We start from the raw sequence: 17,645 nt of genomic DNA on the forward strand, positions 1-17,645 counted from the left end.
CGATCACGGCAATGTCCCTCTCCGCACAGCCCCACAAACAGACCCGCCAGACCATCGTGCGCCTGCTTTCGAGCATGGCCAGCGCCAAGGAAATCAGCCAGTACCTGAAGCGTTTTTCGCAGCTGGATGCCAAACGCTTTGCGGTGGTCAAGGTGGGCGGCGCGGTGCTGCGCGACGACCTGGACGCGCTGACTTCGTCGCTGTCGTTTCTGCAGGAAGTTGGGCTGACCCCGATCGTGCTGCATGGCGCCGGCCCGCAGCTGGATGCCGAACTGTCGGCGGCCGGCATCGAGAAGCGCACCGTCAACGGCCTGCGGGTCACCTCGCCGGAAGCGCTGGCGATCGTGCGCAAGGTGTTCCAGGCCTCCAACCTCAAGCTGGTCGAGGCGCTGCAGCAGAACGGCGCGCGTGCGACCTCGATCACCGGCGGCGTGTTCGAAGCGCAGTATCTGGACCGCGACACCTACGGCCTGGTCGGTGAGGTCAAGGCGGTCAATCTGGCGCCGATCGAAGCCAGCCTGCAGGCCGGCTCGATCCCGGTGATCACCAGCCTGGGCGAGACCCCGAGCGGGCAGATCCTCAACATCAACGCCGATTTTGCCGCCAACGAACTGGTGCAGGAGCTGCAGCCGTACAAGATCATCTTCCTCACCGGCACCGGTGGCCTGCTGGATGCCGATGGCAAGGTAATCGACTCGATCAACCTGTCCACCGAGTTCGACCATCTGATGCAGCAGCCGTGGATCAACGGCGGCATGCGGGTGAAGATCGAACAGATCAAGGATCTGCTCGATCGCCTGCCGCTGGAGTCGTCGGTGTCGATCACCCGGCCGGCGGATCTGGCCAAGGAGCTGTTCACCCACAAGGGCTCGGGCACGCTGGTGCGGCGCGGCGAACGCGTGCTGCGTGCAAGCTCATGGGACGAACTGGACCTGCCGCGGCTCAGGACCCTGATCGAATCCAGCTTCGGCCGCACGCTGGTGCCCGAGTACTTCAGCAATACCAAGTTGCTGCGCGCCTATGTCAGCGAGAACTACCGCGCCGCGGTGATCCTCACCGACGAGGGCAGGCTGGGTGCAAGCGCGCTGATCTACCTGGACAAGTTCGCCGTGCTCGACGACGCGCAGGGCGAAGGCCTGGGCCGTGCAGTGTGGAACGTGATGCGCGAGGAAACCCCGCAACTGTTCTGGCGCTCGCGTCACAACAACCAGGTCAACATTTTCTACTACGCCGAGTCCGACGGCTGCATCAAGCAGGAGAAGTGGAAGGTGTTCTGGTACGGGCTGGAGAACTTCGAGCAGATCCAGCACTGCGTGGCGCATTGCGCGACGCGCCAGCCGACGCTGCTGGGCTGAGGACGATGGCGCCCGTCGCATTGCCATCGCTTTGGCGCGAGCTGCCCACGCTGCGCGGGCAACACGCAACACTGGAACCGTTGCAGGCTGCGCATGCCGATGGTCTGCGCGCTGCGCTGGGCAATGGAGCCTTGTCGCGGCTGTGGTACACCGGCGTGCCGGCACCGGCGCAGGTGGACGACTACGTGTGCGCAGCCCTGGCTGCGCAGGCCGACGGGCTGGTGCTGCCCTACGTGGTGCGCGATGCGGCCGGCGAGGTCGTCGGCTGCACGCGCTATTACGGGCTGGACGCGACAGTGCCCAAGCTGTCGATCGGCTACACCTGGTACGCGCCGCACGTGCAGCGCAGCGGCGTCAATACCGACACCAAGCGGATGCTGCTGCAGCACGCCTTCGACACGCTGGGCTGCCTGAGCGTGGTGTTCGAGACCAGCTGGTTCAATCACACCTCGCGCGCGGCGATTGCGCGGCTCGGTGCAAAGCAGGACGGCGTGCTGCGCAATCACACCCGCCACCCTGACGGCACGCCGCGCGACACCGTGGTGTTCTCCATCATCGATACGGAATGGGCCGGGGTCAAACGCCACCTGCAGTTCCGCCTGGAAGCAAACGCATGACTGTTCAAGCAACGACCATCGGCATCGTCGGTGCCCGCGGGCATACCGGATCGGAATTGATCAAGCTGGTGATGGCACACCCGCATCTGCAGCTGGTGTTCGTGTCCTCGCGCGAGCTGGCGGGGCAACCCGTGGCCGACCACAACGCTGCGTATCGCGGTGAGCTGCGCTACGCGAACCTGGATGCCGATGCGGTGGCCGCCAATGCGGCGGACGTGGTGATCCTGGCATTGCCCAACGGCAAGGCCGAGCCCTTCGTCGCGGCGATCGATTCGGCCAGGCCGCAGACCCTGTTGATCGACCTGTCGGCCGATTACCGCTTCGATCCGGCCTGGTATTACGGGCTGCCGGAACTGACGCGCGGCAGCTATGCCGGGCAGAAGCGCATCAGCAATCCGGGCTGCTATGCCACCGCGATGCAGCTGACGATCGCGCCCTTGCTCGACCAACTGGCCGGCCCGCCGCAGTGCTTCGGCGTGTCCGGGTACTCCGGCGCGGGCACCACGCCGTCGGACAAGAACAATCCCGCGTTGCTGGCCGATAACCTGATGCCGTATGCGCTGACCAACCACATGCACGAGCGCGAAGTCTCCGCGCAGCTCGGGGTGCCGGTGGAGTTCATGCCGCATGTGGCGCCGCATTTCCGTGGCATCACCATGACCGTCAACCTGTGGCTGCAGCAACCGCTGACGCGCGAGCAGATCCAGGCGCGCTACACGCAGCGTTACGCCGACGAGCCGTTGATCGAGATTGTCGATGAAGCGCCGTGGGTCAGCCGCATCGCCGGCAGGCACGGGGTGCAGATCGGTGGCGTGACGCTGGCGCCGGGCAACAAGCGGGTGGTGGTGGTGGCAACGCTGGACAACCTGCTCAAGGGCGCGGCGACGCAGGCGATGCAGAATCTCAACCTGGCGTTGGGCTGGGACGAATTGACTGCGATTGGCTGATGATGCGAGTCCCTCGCAAGAGCCCGCACATCCTTGTGCGGGGATTTAACTGGACGACTTATTTCGAGACGCTTTCCGATGACCAATCTGTTGTGGCAAAAACCCGGCGTGGCGGTGGACGCCAAGATCCAGAGCTTCCTGGCCGGCGACGACGTCATCCTGGACCGCGAGTTCTTCCTGTACGACATCGCTGCCAGCAAGGCGCATGCGCAGGGACTGCAGCACATCGGCATCCTGTCGCTGCAGGAACTGGGCGGACTGAGCGAACAGCTCGACCTGCTGGCGGCCGACTTCCGCAGTGGCACGTTCGTGCTGGACGAACGCTATGAGGACTGCCATTCGGCGATCGAGGCGCGCCTGACCGAACGGCTGGGCGATGCCGGCCGCAAGATCCACACCGGGCGCAGCCGTAACGACCAGATCCTGGTCGCCACGCGCCTGTGGTTGAAGGACAAGCTGCAACGCGTGGCCGAGCTCGGCGCGGAGATCGCCAAGGTGGCGCTGGACCGCGCGCAGGCAGAGGCCGCGTTGCCGGTGCCGGGCTATACGCATATCCAGCGTGCGGTGGTGTCCTCGGCCGGCATGTGGTGGGCGGGCTGGGCCGAGGCCTTTATCGACGACGCGGTGCGTGCGGCCGATACCTTGCGCCTGGTGGACAGCAATCCGCTCGGTACCGCCGCCGGCTACGGCGTCAACCTGCCGCTGGACCGTGCACACACCACTGCCGAGCTGGGCTTTGCACGCCTGCAGGTGTCGCCGATCTATGCGCAGCTCTCGCGTGGCAAGTACGAACTGGCCGCGCTCGAGGCCCTCGGCGGCGCAACGCTGGACCTGCGCCGGATTGCCTGGGATCTGTCGTTGTTCACCAGCGGCGAGTTCGCCTTCGTCGCGTTGCCGGCGCAATACACCACCGGCAGCTCGATCATGCCGAACAAGCGCAACCCCGACGTGATCGAACTGATGCGCGCCACCCATGCCAGCGTGGCCGCGGCGCGGACCGAGATCGAACAGCTGCTGTCGCTGCCGTCGGGCTATCACCGCGATCTGCAGAGCAGCAAGGGCGCGATCGTGCACGGCTTCGGGCGCGGGCTGGCAGCGCTGGAACTGCTGCCGGCCTTGCTGGCCAATCTGGAATGGCGCCCGGACAAACTGCGTGCGGCGATCGATTCGGGCATGTACGCCACCGATGTGGCGGTGGAAGCGGCCGTTGCCGGCGTGCCGTTCCGCGAGGCCTACAAGGCGGCCGCGGAATCGGCCGACACCGCAGGGCAGGGGCGCACGCCAGAAGGCAGCCTGGCCGCCCGCGTCTCGCCAGGCGCCGCCGCTGATCTGCAGCTGGATGTGTTGCATGCCCGCTGGCAGGCGCTGGTCTGATGGCCGTGATCAGCACCGACACCGCCGAGCATTACCCCTGGGGGGAAGCCAGCGACGGTTGGCACCTGTTGCGCGACCCCAACCTGAGCGTGCTGGAAGAACGCATGCCGCCCGGCGCAGCCGAACTGCGTCACCGGCATAGCCGCGCGCGGCATTTCTTCTATGTGCTGGCCGGCCAGGTGATGCTGCAACTGGACGGCGAGCAGCATGTGCTGCGCGCGGGGCAGAGCCTGCATGTGCCGCCCGGTTCCACCCATCAGATGCACAACCTGTCCGAGATGGAAGCGCGCTTTCTGGTGATTTCCACGCCGTTCGGTCGTGGCGAGGCAACACCCGACAAGGAGGCCGGCTGATGGCGATGCGCTATCTGGTAGTGGCGATCCGCAAGCCGGATTTTCCGGCCGATGTGGTGCAGCCGCATCTGGAGTTTCTGCAGGCCTTGCGTGCCGCCGGGCAGCTGGAACTGACCGGCGGCTTCAGCGATCGCAGCGGCGGCGCGTACGTGTTGATCAACGTCGCCAGCCTGGAAGACGCGCGGCAGATCGTCGCGCGCGATCCATTGGCGCTGCGCGCTGCCTCCACGCTGACCGTCCATGAGTGGAACACGCACTGAGCAGGTTGTCGCCATGAGCACGTCCATCGCCACTGCTGGGTCGTTTACCGAGCAGGCGCTGCCGCCGTGGCGGCGCGCGGTGCTCAAGGTTGGCAGCAGCCTGCTCGCCGCCGATGGCGGCGGCCTGTCGCCGCGCTTTGCGCTGGGGCTGGCGCAGTTCGTCTCGGCTAACCTGATGGCCGGGCGCGAGTTGGTGATCGTCTCGTCGGGCGCGGTGGCGGCCGGCCGGGCGATCCTGCCGAAAGCCGCCGAGGCAGGCGCACCGATCGCCGCGCGCCAGGCGCTGGCTGCGCTAGGGCAGGCGCAATTGATCGCGCTCTGGCAGCGCTTTTTCGAGCGCCCGGTGGCGCAGGTGTTGCTCACCCACGACGACCTGCGTAACCGCCGCCGCTATCTCAACGCGCGCGCCACCCTGGGCGAGTTGTTGCGGCTGGGCGCGTTACCGGTGATCAACGAAAACGACACCGTGTCGGTGGACGAGCTCAAGCTGGGCGACAACGACAACCTGGCCGCGATCGTCGCCGCCCTGGTCGATGCCGATGCCTTGTTCATCGCCACCGATATCGACGGGTTGTACAGCGCCGACCCGCGCAGCAATCCGCTGGCGCGGCCGCTCGACGAGGTGGCCGAACTCACCGCCGAGGTGCTGGCGATGGCCGGCGGCAGCGGCAGCAGCGTGGGCACCGGCGGCATGCGCACCAAGCTGGAAGCCGCCGCAAAGGCCGGCGCGGCCGGCATCGAAACCTATCTGTTCAACGGCCGCAATGGCGATGTGGTGCGCGCCCTGGCGCAGGATCGCCTGCACGGCACGCGTATCCATGCCGCGCGCACGCGCATCGCCGCCCGCAAGTACTGGCTGCGGCACGCACCGGTGGAAACGGGCGCGATCCTGATCGATACCGGCGCCGCCGCGGCGCTGACCGACAAGGGCGCCTCGCTGCTGCCGGGCGGTGTGGCCGGTGCGCAGGGCGACTTCCGGCGTGGCGACATGGTGGAGATCCACCTGTGCGACGACACCGGCGAGCGCTGCCTGGCACGCGGCGTCAGCCAGTATTCGGCGGTGGATATCCGCCGCATCGCCCGCCGCCACTCCCGCGAGATCGAGCCCGTGCTCGGGTACAGCTATGGCGAGAATGTGGTGCATCGCGATGATTTGGTGCTTTTGTAGCGGGGATTTGAGAATCGGGAATGGGGAATCGCAAGAGCGTTTCCAGCCAACTTTCCCGCTGCCGATTCTGTCGCAGTAAAGTGATGGCGCGTGCTTTTACCATTCCCGATTCCCCACTCCCGATTCCACAATGACCATCAAAACCCTAGCCCTGCAATGCCGTGATGCCGCGCAAGTGCTGTCGCAACTGTCCGCCTCTGCCAAACAGGCCTTGCTAGAGGCGATGGCGGCCGCACTGGAACAGGATGCGGCGCTGATCCTGGCGGCCAATGCGCGCGATCTGGAGGCAGCGCGCGCGAAGGGGGTGGGGACCGCAATGCTGGACCGTCTGGCACTGAACGACAGGCGCCTGGACGGCATCGCCGCAGCCTTGCGCGAAGTTGCGCAGTTGCCCGATCCGGTTGGGCAGGTCACGCGCCAGGACGTCCGCCCCAATGGCATCGTGGTGCAGAAGGTGCGCGTGCCGCTGGGGGTGATCGCGATGATCTACGAAGCGCGCCCGAATGTGACTGCCGATGCGGCAGCGCTGTGCATCAAGGCCGGCAATGGCGTGATCCTGCGTGGCGGCTCGGAAGCGATCCACTCCAACACTGCGATTGCACGTGCCCTGCAGCGCGCCTTGCGCGAGGCCGGCGTGCCGGAAGCGGCGTTGACGCTGGTCGAGGATCTGCGCCGCGAGACCATGCTGGAACTGCTGCAACTCAGCGACATTGTCGATCTGGCGATCCCGCGTGGTGGCGAAGGGCTGATCCGCTTCGTGGCCGAGCATGCGCGCGTGCCGGTGATCAAGCATTACAAGGGCGTGTGCCATCTGTTCGTGGATGCATCGGCCAACGTGGACCTGGCCGTGCGGCTGTTGGTCGATGGCAAGGCCAGCCGGCCGTCGGCCTGCAATGCGCTGGAGACCTTGCTGGTGCATGCCGACATTGCCGCACGCTTCCTGCCGATGGCCGCGCAGGCCCTGCGCGAACGTCACGTGGAGTTGCGTGGCGATGCGGCAACGCGCGCACTGCTGCCCGATGTCGCGGCCGCCAGTGACGACGACTACGCCGCTGAATTCCTCGACCTGATCCTGGCGATCCGTGTGGTGCCGGACCTGGACGCCGCGCTGGCGCATATCCGTCAGTACGGCTCCGACCACACCGAGGTGATCGCCACGCAGGACGCCGCCAACGGCGAGCAGTTCGTGCAGTCGCTGCGCTCGGCCGTGGTGATGGTCAACGCGTCCTCGCGTTTCTCCGACGGCGGGGAGCTCGGCCTGGGCGCCGAAATCGGCATCTCCACCACGCGCCTGCATTCCTATGGCCCGATGGGCCTAGAGGCGCTGACCGTGGAGCGTTTCGTGGTGCGCGGCGAAGGCCAGGTACGGCACTGATCGGCGACAACGCGACGAGGCGCACGCAAGTCCGCCGGCGCAGCCGAAAGCAGCTTCATCCGTCCCGAGCGGCGCCGAGGTCGGATGGCTCCGGCGACGATGCGGCTTTCCATGCAGCCACGGGCAGGCGCGGCGACCACGACCTTTGACACTCCCCCGGCAGGCCGCACCCTGCCTACAGTCGACGGCTGCCCCGCACGTTCCGGAGTCGTCGATGCGCCGTTTTGCCGCCTGCCTGCTCGCCACCGCCATTGCCGCCGCCACCGGCAGCGCGCTGGCGCAAACCTCGCCGATGACGCCGGATATCACCGGCAAGCCGTTCGTGGCCAGCGATGCCGCCAACGACTACGTCAAACGCGATGTGATGATCCCGATGCGCGACGGGGTCAAGCTGCATACGGTGATCGTGCTGCCCAAGGGCGCGCGCAACGCCCCGATGGTGCTGACACGCACGCCGTACAACGCCAGCGGGCGCACCGAGCGCATGGCCTCGCCGCATATGAAGGATCTGCTCGCGCAGGGCGATGACGCGTTCGTCGAAGGCGGCTATATCCGCGTGATCCAGGACGTGCGCGGCAAGTACGGCTCCGAAGGCGATTACGTGATGACCCGGCCGCTGCGCGGTCCTCTCAATCCCAGCGAGGTCGACCATGCCACCGATGCCTGGGACACCATCGACTGGCTGGTGAAAAACGTCAAGGAGTCCAACGGCAAGGTCGGCATGATCGGCTCGTCCTACGAAGGCTTCACCGTGGTGATGGCGTTGACCAACCCGCACCCGGCGCTCAAGGTCGCGGTGCCGGAGAGCCCGATGATCGACGGCTGGATGGGCGACGACTGGTTCAACTACGGCGCGTTCCGCCAGGTCAACTTCGACTATTTCACCGGCCAGCTCACCCAGCGCGGCAAGGGCACCGGCATCGCGCGGCAGGGCCACGACGACTACAGCAACCTGCTGCGCGCCGGCTCGGCCGGCGATTTCGCCAGGGCCGCCGGCCTGGAGCAGCTGCCGTGGTGGCACAAGCTCACCGAACACCCCGCCTACGATACGTTCTGGCAGGAGCAGGCGCTGGACACCGTGATGGCGCGCACCCCGCTCAAGGTGCCGACCATGTGGTTGCAGGGGCTGTGGGACCAGGAGGACATGTGGGGCGCCATCCATAGTTACGCGGCGATGGAGCCGCGCGACAAGGGCAATACGCTCAACTACCTGGTGATGGGGCCGTGGCGGCACAGCCAGGTCAACTACGACGGCAGCGCACTGGGCGCATTGAATTTCGACGGCGATACCGCGCGCCAGTTCCGTCACGATGTGCTGCGCCCGTTCTTCGATCAATACCTGGTCGATGGCGCGCCAAAGGCGAGCACGCCGCCGGTGTTCATCTACAACACCGGGGAAAATCACTGGGATCGTCTGCAGGCCTGGCCGCGCAGCTGCGCCAAGGGCTGCGCGTCGACCAGCAAGCCGCTGTATCTGCAGGCCGGCGGCAAGCTGTCGTTCCAGCGGCCGGCAGCGGGGCAGCCCGGTTTCGAGGAGTACGTGGCCGACCCGGCCAAGCCGGTGCCGTTCGTGCCGCGGCCGGTGGACTTCGGCGATCGCAGCATGTGGACCACCTGGCTGGTGCAGGACCAGCGCTTCGTCGACGGCCGCCCGGACGTGCTGACCTTCGTCACCGAGCCGCTGACCGAACCCCTGCAGATCGCCGGCGCACCGGAAGTGCACCTGCAGGCCTCCACCAGCGGCAGCGACAGCGACTGGGTGGTGAAATTGATCGACGTGTATCCGGACGAGATGGCGTCCAGTCCCAAGATGGGCGGCTATGAGCTGCCGGTGTCGCTGGCGATCTTCCGCGGCCGCTATCGCGAGAGTTTCAGCGCGCCCAGGCCGCTGGTGCCCAATCAGCCGCTGCCATTCCAGTTCGGCCTGCCGACCGCCAACCACACCTTCCAGCCGGGGCACCGGGTGATGGTGCAGGTGCAGTCCAGCCTGTTTCCGCTGTACGACCGCAATCCGCAGACCTATGTGGACAACATCTTCTTCGCCAAGCCCGGCGATTATCAAAAGGCCACCCAGCGCGTCTATGTGACCCCCGAGCAGCCAAGCTACATCAGTCTGCCGGTACGTTGAACGCGCGCGCGCCGCGCGGCGGCGGTGCCCAGACGTCTTCCAGCAACTGCGGGCGGCAGGCCACCCAGGCGGCGGCCAGCTGCACCAGGATGCAGATCACCAGGAAAACGAACGGGGACGTCCATCCGCCGTAGTGCGCGTGCAGCCAGCCGAACAGGAACGGCCCCAGGCAGCTCACCGCATAGCCCATGCCCTGCGAGAACCCGGACAGGGCCGCCGAGCCGGCCGCAGTGCGGCTGCGCTGATTGACCAGCACCAATGCCAGCGGGAACGTGCTCGGCCCCAGGCCGAGCAGGGTCACCCACAGGATCGGCGCGGCCAGTGGCGCCCACCATAGCCCGGCAAACGCGACCAGATGGCAGGCCGCGCACAGCAGCACGATCGGAAACGGGTTGCGCATGCGGACTGCCAGCGCCGGCATGGTCAAGGCACCGACCATGCCCAGTGCCGCGAACAGCGCCACCATGGTGCCGCCGAACGCGGGCGAGGCGCCGGCTTCGCGCAGCAGCGTCGGCAACCAGGTGAACATCGAATAGGTGACCAGCGAGGTCATGCCGAAGGTCACTGCCATGCTCCAGCCCAGGGCGGTGCGTGCCACGCGGCCTTTGGCTTCGGGCGTCGGCGTGACCGGTGCCGGCCCGGTCACACGGAGACGGCGGTGGTTGGTCTGCACCATCGCCCAGGCCGCCAATGCCAGCAGTGCCGGCAGCACCCACACCACCATCGAGCTGCGCCAGCCCAGCGCATCGGCCACCGGTACCGCCAGCAATGCCGGCAGCAGGGTGCCGACCTGCAACACGGTGATGTAGAGCGTGCTGACCCCACCGACGCGATCGCCGAAATAGCGCTTCACCAGAGGCGGCAACACCACGTTGCCCATGCCCATGCCGGCCAGCGCCACCAGCGAACCGAGCAGCAGTCCGGCAGTTCCAGGCAGCAGCGGGCGCAACACGAGGCCGACGGTGGCCAATGCCATCGACAGCAGTGCCGTGCGTAGCAGGCCGAAGCGGCGCAGCAAGGCCGGCGTGGCCACGCCGGTCAGTGCGAATGCAGCCGTCGGCAACATACCAAGCGCGCCCATGGTGGGCGCGCCGAATGCGTACTCGTCGGCAATGCGTTCCAGCAGCGGGGTCAACGACGTCACCGCGGTACGCAAGTTGAAGGCGGACAACAAAATGGCAGCCAGCACCAAGCCGCGACCACGCAACCGGGCGGACGGGGAGGCAGCGGCAATGACAACAGACATGACGGACCATCCGCACTGCGCACGTGCATGCGCCAGCGCCTGAAAACACAAAACCGGCACGAGGCCGGTTTTGTGTTTTGAAACTGGTCGGGGAGACAGGATTCGAACCTGCGACCTCTACGTCCCGAACGTAGCGCTCTACCAGACTGAGCTACACCCCGAAGGAGCCGCGTATGTTACATAGGGAATGCGAAATCGGCAAGCATCTATCGAAAATAATTTACCGATGCGGTTGATCACGCTCCGGCTCGCGTGCTTCGAACCACATGCCGTTGAGTACGGCCGCCAGCGCGGCCAGACCGGTGCCGAGGATCCAGGCGAAATACCACATTGTCGTTCTCCTTGAGTCGTTGAAGTACGTGCGACGTTGAAGACCTGCTGCGAGCGCGACGCACATCCGCATCGCAACGCGCAGCAGGCAAGCTCAGTAGGCGTTTGGATTGGCCGAAAGTTCGTCGGCGGTGACCTTGCCCTTGAGCACGCGATAGACCCAGCTTGTGTAGGCCAGCACGATCGGCATGAACAGCGTGGTCGCCAGCAGCATGATCCATAGCGTCAGACGGCTGCTGGAGGCGTCCCACAGCGTCAGGCTTGCGCTCGGTGCGGTGGACGAGGGCAACAGGAACGGGAACAACGCAAAGCCGACGGTGAAGACGATGCCGACGATGGCGAAACCCGAGGCGATGAACGCCAGGCCGCCGCGCCGCACACGCAACAGCAGCGCATTCATCGCCAGCCCGACCAGGCCAACCAGCGGTGCGATCAAGGTGGCCGGCATGCTGTTGTAGTTGTGCAGCCAGCCGCCGGCCGCGGTGAGAGCGGCGGTCTTGCCGAGTGGATTGGTCGGCGCGTCGGTGGCCAGGATCGAGGTCACTGCATAACCCGGCAGACCCAGCGCCACCCATGCACCGGCGGCGGCAAACAGCGCCACCGCGCAGAGCGCGGCAATGCTGCCGAAACGCGCCGCACGCTCGGCGACCGGTCCATCGGTCTTGAGCACCAGCATCGCCGCGCCGTGCGCCATCAACATCGCCACGCTGAGCAGACCGGCGAGCAGCGCGAACGGCGTCAGCAGCCCGAACAGGTTGCCGGTGTAGAACGTGCGCATGCTGGCATCGAAGTGGAACGGCACACCGAGCAGCACATTGCCGACCGCCACGCCCATGATCAGCGCCGGAATGCAGCCGCCGACGAACAACGCCCAATCCCAGGTGTTGCGCCAGCGCTGGTCGACCAGCTTGCCGCGGAACTTGAACCCGACCGGGCGCAGGATCAGCGCGAACAGGATCAGGAACATCGCCAGATAGAACCCGGAAAAACTCACCGCATACAACGGCGGGAACGCGGCGAAGATTGCGCCGCCGCCCAGGATCAGCCACACCTGGTTGCCTTCCCAGACAGGGCCGATGGTGTTGATCACCAGCCGGCGCTCGGCATCGTTGCGGGCGACCAGCGGCAGCAAGGTGCTGACGCCCAGATCGAAGCCGCCCATCACCGCGTAACCGGACAGCAGTACGCCGAGCAACAGCCACCAGATCACGCGCAATGTGGTGTAGTCGAGCAAGATGAAATCCATGGTTGTCTCTCCTGGCTTACGGTGCGCCGCCGGCCAGTGCGCCGGTGCTCAATGGGGCGTCGGGTGAGGACGCGTGGGGCGAGCTGCTGTGTGGCGACGGGGTGCGTTGGATCGGTGGAAACAGCGCATCCGGGCCCTTGCGGATCGTCTTCAGCGACAGCTTGATCGCGATCACCAGCAGCGTGGTGTACAGCGCGGTGAAGCCGACCAGGGTCAACACGATTTCGTACAGGTCCAGTCCCGACGCGGCATAGAAGGTCGGCAGCACGCCTTCCACCGCCCACGGCTGGCGGCCGTACTCGGCCACGAACCAACCGCACTCGATCGCGATCCACGGCAGCGGCAGGCTCCACAGGGCCAGGGTCAGAAACCAGCGTTTTTCCTGGAAGTTGTGCTTGCAGGCAAACCAGAACGCGATGGCGAAGAAGGCGATCAGGTAGATGCCGATGGCGGCCATGATGCGGAAGGTCCAGAACAGCGGCAGCACCCGCGGCACGGTGTCCATGGCGGCCTGGGCGATCTGCTGCGGAGTGGCATTGCCGATATCGTCGCGATAGCGCTTGAGCAGCAGGCCATGGCCCAGATCCTGCCAATGCGCATCGAAGACCTTGCGCGCTTCGGCATCGTCCTTGTTGGCGCGGATGCGCTCCAGCGCGCCGTAGGCGATCTGGCCGCCGCGGATGCGATGCTCGGCACGGCCGACCAGTTCCAGGATGCCGGGGATCGGCTGGTCCAGCGAACGTGTGGCGATCAAACCCATCAGGAACGGGATCTTGACCGCGTAGTCGTTGCGATGGGTCTGCTGGTTGGGAATGCCGAACGCGGTGAAGTCGGCCGGCGCGGCTTCGGTTTCCCACATCGCCTCGATCGCCGCCAGTTTCATTTTCTGATGCTCGTTGGCGGCATAGCCGCTCTCATCGCCGAGCACCACCACCGACAGCGAGGACAACAGGCCGAACGCGGCAGCCACCGCGAACGAGCGCCGCGCCATGTCCACATGCTTGCCGCGCAGCAGATAGAGCGCGCTGATCGACATCACGAACACCGCACCGAGCACGTAGCCGGCGCTGACGGTATGCACGAACTTGGCCTGCGCCACCGGGTTGAACAGCACCGCCATGAAATCGACCACTTCCATGCGCATGGTGTCCGGGTTGAACACCGCGCCGGTCGGATTCTGCATCCAGCCGTTGGCGATCAGGATCCACAGTGCCGAGAAGTTGCTGCCCAGCGCCACCAGCCAGGTGGTGGCCAGATGCTGCACCTTGCTCAGCCGGTTCCAGCCGAGGAAGAACAGGCCCAGGAAGGTCGCTTCCAGAAAGAACGCCATCAGCCCTTCGATCGCCAGCGGCGCACCGAAGATGTCGCCGACGTAATGGCTGTAGTAGGACCAGTTCATGCCGAACTCGAACTCCATCACGATGCCGGTGCCCACACCCATGGCGAAGTTGATGCCGAACAGCACGCCCCAGAACATGGTCATGCGCCGCCAGATGTCCTTGCCGGTCATCACATAGACGCTCTCCATGATGCCGAGCAGGAACGACAGGCCCATGGTCAGCGGCGGAAAGATGAAGTGGTACATCGCGGTGACTGCGAACTGCAGCCGCGACAGTTCAACAACTGTCGAGTCGATCATGGCGGATGGGCCTGGTTGGGTGTCGATGAAGGAATGCAGCCGATCATCTGCGCATGCCGCGACCCGCGCGTTGATCCAGATCAATGCCGAGGGGGGCGGGTGCGGCACAATGCGCAGCCCGTAGCGGGAAGTGGCGACTTACAATCGCTTGCAACACGATGTCTTCCTTGAGAGCGATGTGAGCCAGCCCAGCGTGCGAGCCAGCGAAACGCCAGCCCAGCGCCGTCAACGCGGCCAATGGCTGGATGCGCTGGCGGCCCCGGCCACGCGTGCGCGGCGCCTGGCCGGCGTGGCGGTGGCGGCGGCCGGCGTGCTGCTGCTGGCGCAGGCCGCGGCGATCGCGTGGTTGCTGCAGGCGGTGCTGGTGCAGCATCTGGCGCTGGCGCAGTTGCGCGACGTGGGGGCGGGGCTGGTAGCTGCGCTGGTAGGGCGCGCGGTGCTCAACGCCTGGGCGCAGTCGCTGACCGGCGAGGTGGCCGATGTGGCCAAGCGCGAACTGCGTGCCCGCATCGCGCGCCGTCTGGTGCAGCACGGGCCGGTATGGCTGCGCCGGCAACGCAGCGGCGAACTGGGCGAATTGAGCCTGGCGCACACCGATGCGCTGGAGGGCTACTTCGTCGGCTACCAGCTCGCACGCACCGAAATGACGCTGGTGCCGCCGTTGATCCTGATCGCGGTGTTTTCGGTCGACTGGGTGGTGGGCCTGGTGTTGCTGCTGACCGCACCGCTGATTCCGTTCTTCATGATGCTGGTGGGCTGGGGTGCCGAAGCCGCCGGGCGCGACCAGCTGAGCGAACTGGCACGCATGGGCGGGCACTTTGCCGATCGTCTCAAGGGCCTGGGCCTGCTGCGCGTGTATGGCCGCGGCGAAGCCGAGTTGAGCGGCATTGCCGCCGCAGCCGAAGGCGTGCGCGAACGCTCGCTCAAGGTACTGCGCATCGCCTTCCTGTCGTCCACGGTGCTGGAATTCTTCGCCTCGGTGAGCGTGGCGATCGTGGCGCTGTATTTCGGCCTGACCTATCTGGGCATGCTGGACCTGCACGGCTTGCCGACCCTGGGCGTGGGCATGTTCTGCCTGCTGCTGGCGCCGGAATTCTTTGCGCCGTTGCGGCGGCTGGCCGCGCACTACCACGACCGTGCCAATGCCCTGGCGGCGGTGGCCGAAGCCGAGCGCCTGCTGGAAGGATTCGAGCCGCCATCGGCAACGCTACCGGCGACCGCGCCCCTCTTGCGCGCACTGGAACCGGCCCAGGCGCACGGCCCGCTGCTGCAGGCGCGCGCTCTTGCGCTACGGCCGCCGGGCGCGCCACACACGGTGGTCGCGGATTTTTCGCTGACCTTGCAGCCCGGGCAGCGCGTGGCGGTGATCGGTGCCAGCGGCAGCGGCAAGAGCACCTTGCTGGAGGGCCTGGCCGGCTGGCTTGCGCCGGAGGCCGGCAGCGTGCTGCTGCGTCCGGGGGCCCGCATCGGCTATGCCACGCAGCGGCCGTACCTGTTTCACGGCAGCATCTCAGACAACCTGCGCCTGGCCGATCCGCAGGCCGGCGCCGCGCGCCTGCACGCGGTGGCCGACGCCGCACAGGTGATGCGCTTCGCTGCGCAGCTGCCTGCGGGCCTGGACACGCAGATCGGCGAACGCGGCTTCGGGCTGTCCGGTGGTGAAGCGCGGCGGGTGGCCCTGGCGCGGCTGTTGCTGCGCGAGCCGGACCTGTTGCTGCTGGACGAACCCACCGCCTTTCTCGATCCGGACACCGAAGCGGCGTTGCTGCGCACCTTGGGTGGGTTCGCACGCGGCCGCGCGGTGGTGCTGGCCACGCACAGCGCTGCGGTGATGCGATGGGCCGATACGGTGATCGATCTGCGCGGCGCCACCGTCGTAACGGAGCTGTCATGAACGGCACACAGCCCGATCGTCTGCGCGATGTGTTCGGCCGGCATGCCTGGCGCCTGCTGCTGTCGGCGGTGTTGGTGCTGGTGACCATGCTGGCAGGCGTGGGCCTGCTCGGCGTGTCGGGCAGTTTCCTGACCGCCGCCGCCTTGGCCGGTGTCGCGGGCATGGGCACCGGCTTCAATTTTTTTTCGCCCTCAGCGGGCATTCGCGCGCTGACCTTCGCGCGCATCTTCTCGCGCTATGGCGAAAAATTGATCGGCCACGACGCCACGCTGCGCATCGCCCGCGATCTGCGCGTGTGGTTCTTCCGCCGCGCGCTGCCGCTTGCGCCGGGCCGGTTGTCGGCCACGCGCACCGGCGATCTGCTGGCGCGGCTGATGTCCGACACCGGCGAGGTCGATGGCGTGAGCGTGCGCGCGCTGGCACCGTTGAGCGCATTGCTCGGCATCTGGGTGGCCGGTGTGGTGGCAGCGGCGCTGATTTATCCGCCGGCTGGCGTGCTGCTGGTGGTGCTTGGCGTGGTCATCGGTGGCGTGGTGCCGTGGCAGGTGGCGCGCGGCGGTGCGCAGCGCGAACAGCTGCGCGCCCTGCAACGTACCGCCTTGCGTACGCAGGCGTTCGAGGGCCTGGAAGGTGCGGCCGATCTTGCAGCGGTGGAGGCACAAGGTGCCTGGCTGCATCAGGTGGATGCAACGGCGGCGGCGGTGGTCGATGGCGATCGCCTGCAGCGCCGTCGCTTGATCGGCGGCAATCTGCTGCATGCGGTCTGCGGCGGTATCGGTCTGGCCGGCATGTTGTGGCTTGGGTTGAACGCGGCAGAACGCGGATCGATCGCTGCGGAAATGGCGGCCGGCCTGGTGTTTCTGACCATGGCGTTGCTGGAAGTCTGGGCCGGCGCCGGGCTCGCCTTGCAGGCGCTGCAGAGCGCGCGCGTTGCGGCCAGGCGCCTGCAGTCGATCGTCGATCAGGCGCCATCGGTCGTCGATCCGTCGCAGCCAGTGGATGCGCCACGCAGCGGTACGCTGCAGCTGGATCAGGTCAGCTTCGCGTGGCCGGGCAGCGTGCGTCCGGTGCTGCAGGCGCTCGATCTGAGCCTGGCACCTGGCGAGCGCATCGCCATCGGCGGCGACAGCGGCAGCGGCAAGAGCACCTTGTCTGCCGTGCTGCTGCGGTTGTGGGACCCGCAGGCCGGGCAGGTGACCTATGCCGGTATCGACCTGCGCCATCTCGCCCAGGCGCAATGGCATCAGCGCATCGCCTGGCTGCCGCAGCATGCCCCGGTGTTTGCCGGCACGGTGCGCGACAACCTGCTCATCGGCGATGCCGGCGCAAGCGATGCGGCCATGTGGAACGCGCTGGACCAGGTGCGTCTGCGCGCCTGGGCCACCGCGCAGAACGGCCTGGACACCTGGGTCGGCGAAAACGGCGCCACGCTCTCGGCCGGCCAGGCGCGCCGGTTGGCGCTGGCGCGCGCCTTGCTGCGCGACGCGCCGATTCTGCTGCTGGACGAACCCACCGACGGCCTGGACGTGGATACCGCACACGCCTTGCTGCTGGATCTATCGGCCGCGCTGGGCGAACGCAGCCTGGTGATGATCACCCACGACAGCATCCCCGATGGCGTGGTGCAGCGGCGTTATCGCCTGCGGGCCGGTGCGCTGGAGCCGTTGGCCTAGATGGGCCTTGCCTGGGCGGCTGCCATCAGCGAGGATCGGG

General features: G+C 66.9%; 15 protein-coding genes and 1 tRNA gene. 11 read left to right on the forward strand and 5 right to left on the reverse strand.

The window, feature by feature from the left end; translation table 11 throughout:
* Nucleotides 1–11: 11 nt before the first annotated feature.
* The 9 genes from FHT08_RS06995 to FHT08_RS07035 all read left to right on the forward strand — a co-directional run bounded on the left by FHT08_RS06995 (nucleotide 12) and on the right by FHT08_RS07035 (nucleotide 9,577).
* Nucleotides 12–1,355 (forward strand): acetylglutamate kinase, encoded by a 1,344-nt coding sequence (locus FHT08_RS06995; protein ID WP_104604759.1) that lies wholly within the window; start codon nucleotides 12–14, stop codon nucleotides 1,353–1,355.
* Between the two features lie 5 nt (nucleotides 1,356–1,360).
* Nucleotides 1,361–1,972 carry a GNAT family N-acetyltransferase gene (locus tag FHT08_RS07000; protein ID WP_166774661.1) on the forward strand — a complete coding sequence of 204 codons (612 nt, stop codon included), beginning with the start codon at nucleotides 1,361–1,363 and terminating at the stop codon, nucleotides 1,970–1,972.
* Nucleotides 1,969–2,919: an N-acetyl-gamma-glutamyl-phosphate reductase gene (gene argC, locus FHT08_RS07005; RefSeq protein WP_166774662.1), complete on the forward strand. Its 951-nt coding sequence runs from the start codon at nucleotides 1,969–1,971 to the stop codon at nucleotides 2,917–2,919. The genes FHT08_RS07000 and argC overlap by 4 nt, the downstream gene beginning before the upstream one ends.
* 78 nt (nucleotides 2,920–2,997) lie before the next feature.
* Nucleotides 2,998–4,293, forward strand: a complete 1,296-nt coding sequence (locus FHT08_RS07010) for an argininosuccinate lyase (protein WP_166774663.1) — start codon at nucleotides 2,998–3,000, stop codon at nucleotides 4,291–4,293.
* Nucleotides 4,293–4,646: a cupin domain-containing protein gene (locus tag FHT08_RS07015; RefSeq protein WP_166774664.1), complete on the forward strand. Its 354-nt coding sequence runs from the start codon at nucleotides 4,293–4,295 to the stop codon at nucleotides 4,644–4,646. Before FHT08_RS07010 ends, FHT08_RS07015 begins: the two co-directional genes overlap by 1 nt.
* A complete protein-coding gene (locus FHT08_RS07020) occupies nucleotides 4,646–4,906 on the forward strand; it encodes a YciI family protein (protein ID WP_104537138.1) in 261 nt (86 codons plus the stop codon). Before FHT08_RS07015 ends, FHT08_RS07020 begins: the two co-directional genes overlap by 1 nt.
* Before the next feature lie 13 nt (nucleotides 4,907–4,919).
* A complete protein-coding gene (gene proB / locus FHT08_RS07025; RefSeq protein ID WP_104537139.1) occupies nucleotides 4,920–6,074 on the forward strand; it encodes a glutamate 5-kinase in 1,155 nt (384 codons plus the stop codon).
* Nucleotides 6,075–6,204: 130 nt separating this feature from the next.
* On the forward strand, nucleotides 6,205–7,449 hold the full coding sequence (locus FHT08_RS07030) for a glutamate-5-semialdehyde dehydrogenase (protein WP_166774665.1): 1,245 nt from the start codon (nucleotides 6,205–6,207) through the stop codon (nucleotides 7,447–7,449).
* Nucleotides 7,450–7,663: 214 nt separating this feature from the next.
* Nucleotides 7,664–9,577 (forward strand): CocE/NonD family hydrolase, encoded by a 1,914-nt coding sequence (locus tag FHT08_RS07035; protein ID WP_166774666.1) that lies wholly within the window; start codon nucleotides 7,664–7,666, stop codon nucleotides 9,575–9,577.
* Here the strand turns inward: FHT08_RS07035 and FHT08_RS07040 are convergent.
* The 5 genes from FHT08_RS07040 to FHT08_RS07060 all read right to left on the reverse strand — a co-directional run bounded on the left by FHT08_RS07040 (nucleotide 9,558) and on the right by FHT08_RS07060 (nucleotide 14,038).
* Nucleotides 9,558–10,784 carry an MFS transporter gene (locus FHT08_RS07040; RefSeq protein WP_166774789.1) on the reverse strand — a complete coding sequence of 409 codons (1,227 nt, stop codon included), beginning with the start codon at nucleotides 10,782–10,784 and terminating at the stop codon, nucleotides 9,558–9,560. The two genes, FHT08_RS07035 and FHT08_RS07040, sit on opposite strands and share 20 nt — an antisense overlap.
* A 123-nt stretch (nucleotides 10,785–10,907) precedes the next feature.
* Nucleotides 10,908–10,984 (reverse strand) — tRNA-Pro (locus FHT08_RS07045).
* Between the two features lie 59 nt (nucleotides 10,985–11,043).
* Nucleotides 11,044–11,154, reverse strand: a complete 111-nt coding sequence (cydX, locus tag FHT08_RS07050; RefSeq protein WP_104604747.1) for a cytochrome bd-I oxidase subunit CydX — start codon at nucleotides 11,152–11,154, stop codon at nucleotides 11,044–11,046.
* 93 nt (nucleotides 11,155–11,247) lie between these two features.
* The gene (gene cydB, locus FHT08_RS07055) at nucleotides 11,248–12,399 is read right to left on the reverse strand and encodes a cytochrome d ubiquinol oxidase subunit II (protein ID WP_166774667.1); all 1,152 of its coding nucleotides are present in this window, start codon (nucleotides 12,397–12,399) and stop codon (nucleotides 11,248–11,250) included.
* Between the two features lie 16 nt (nucleotides 12,400–12,415).
* Nucleotides 12,416–14,038, reverse strand: a complete 1,623-nt coding sequence (locus tag FHT08_RS07060; RefSeq protein WP_104537869.1) for a cytochrome ubiquinol oxidase subunit I — start codon at nucleotides 14,036–14,038, stop codon at nucleotides 12,416–12,418.
* A 148-nt stretch (nucleotides 14,039–14,186) separates the two neighbouring features.
* Here FHT08_RS07060 and cydD point away from each other — a divergent pair, with 148 nt between their 5' ends.
* Nucleotides 14,187–15,932: a thiol reductant ABC exporter subunit CydD gene (cydD, locus tag FHT08_RS07065; RefSeq protein WP_166774790.1), complete on the forward strand. Its 1,746-nt coding sequence runs from the start codon at nucleotides 14,187–14,189 to the stop codon at nucleotides 15,930–15,932.
* Complete coding sequence (cydC, locus tag FHT08_RS07070) at nucleotides 15,929–17,605, forward strand: thiol reductant ABC exporter subunit CydC (protein WP_166774668.1); 1,677 nt, start codon at nucleotides 15,929–15,931, stop codon at nucleotides 17,603–17,605. Before cydD ends, cydC begins: the two co-directional genes overlap by 4 nt.
* The last annotated feature ends 40 nt before the right edge of the window (nucleotides 17,606–17,645 follow it).

The organism is Xanthomonas sp. CFBP 8151, from assembly GCF_011761885.1.
Lineage (GTDB): Bacteria > Pseudomonadota > Gammaproteobacteria > Xanthomonadales > Xanthomonadaceae > Xanthomonas > Xanthomonas arboricola_B.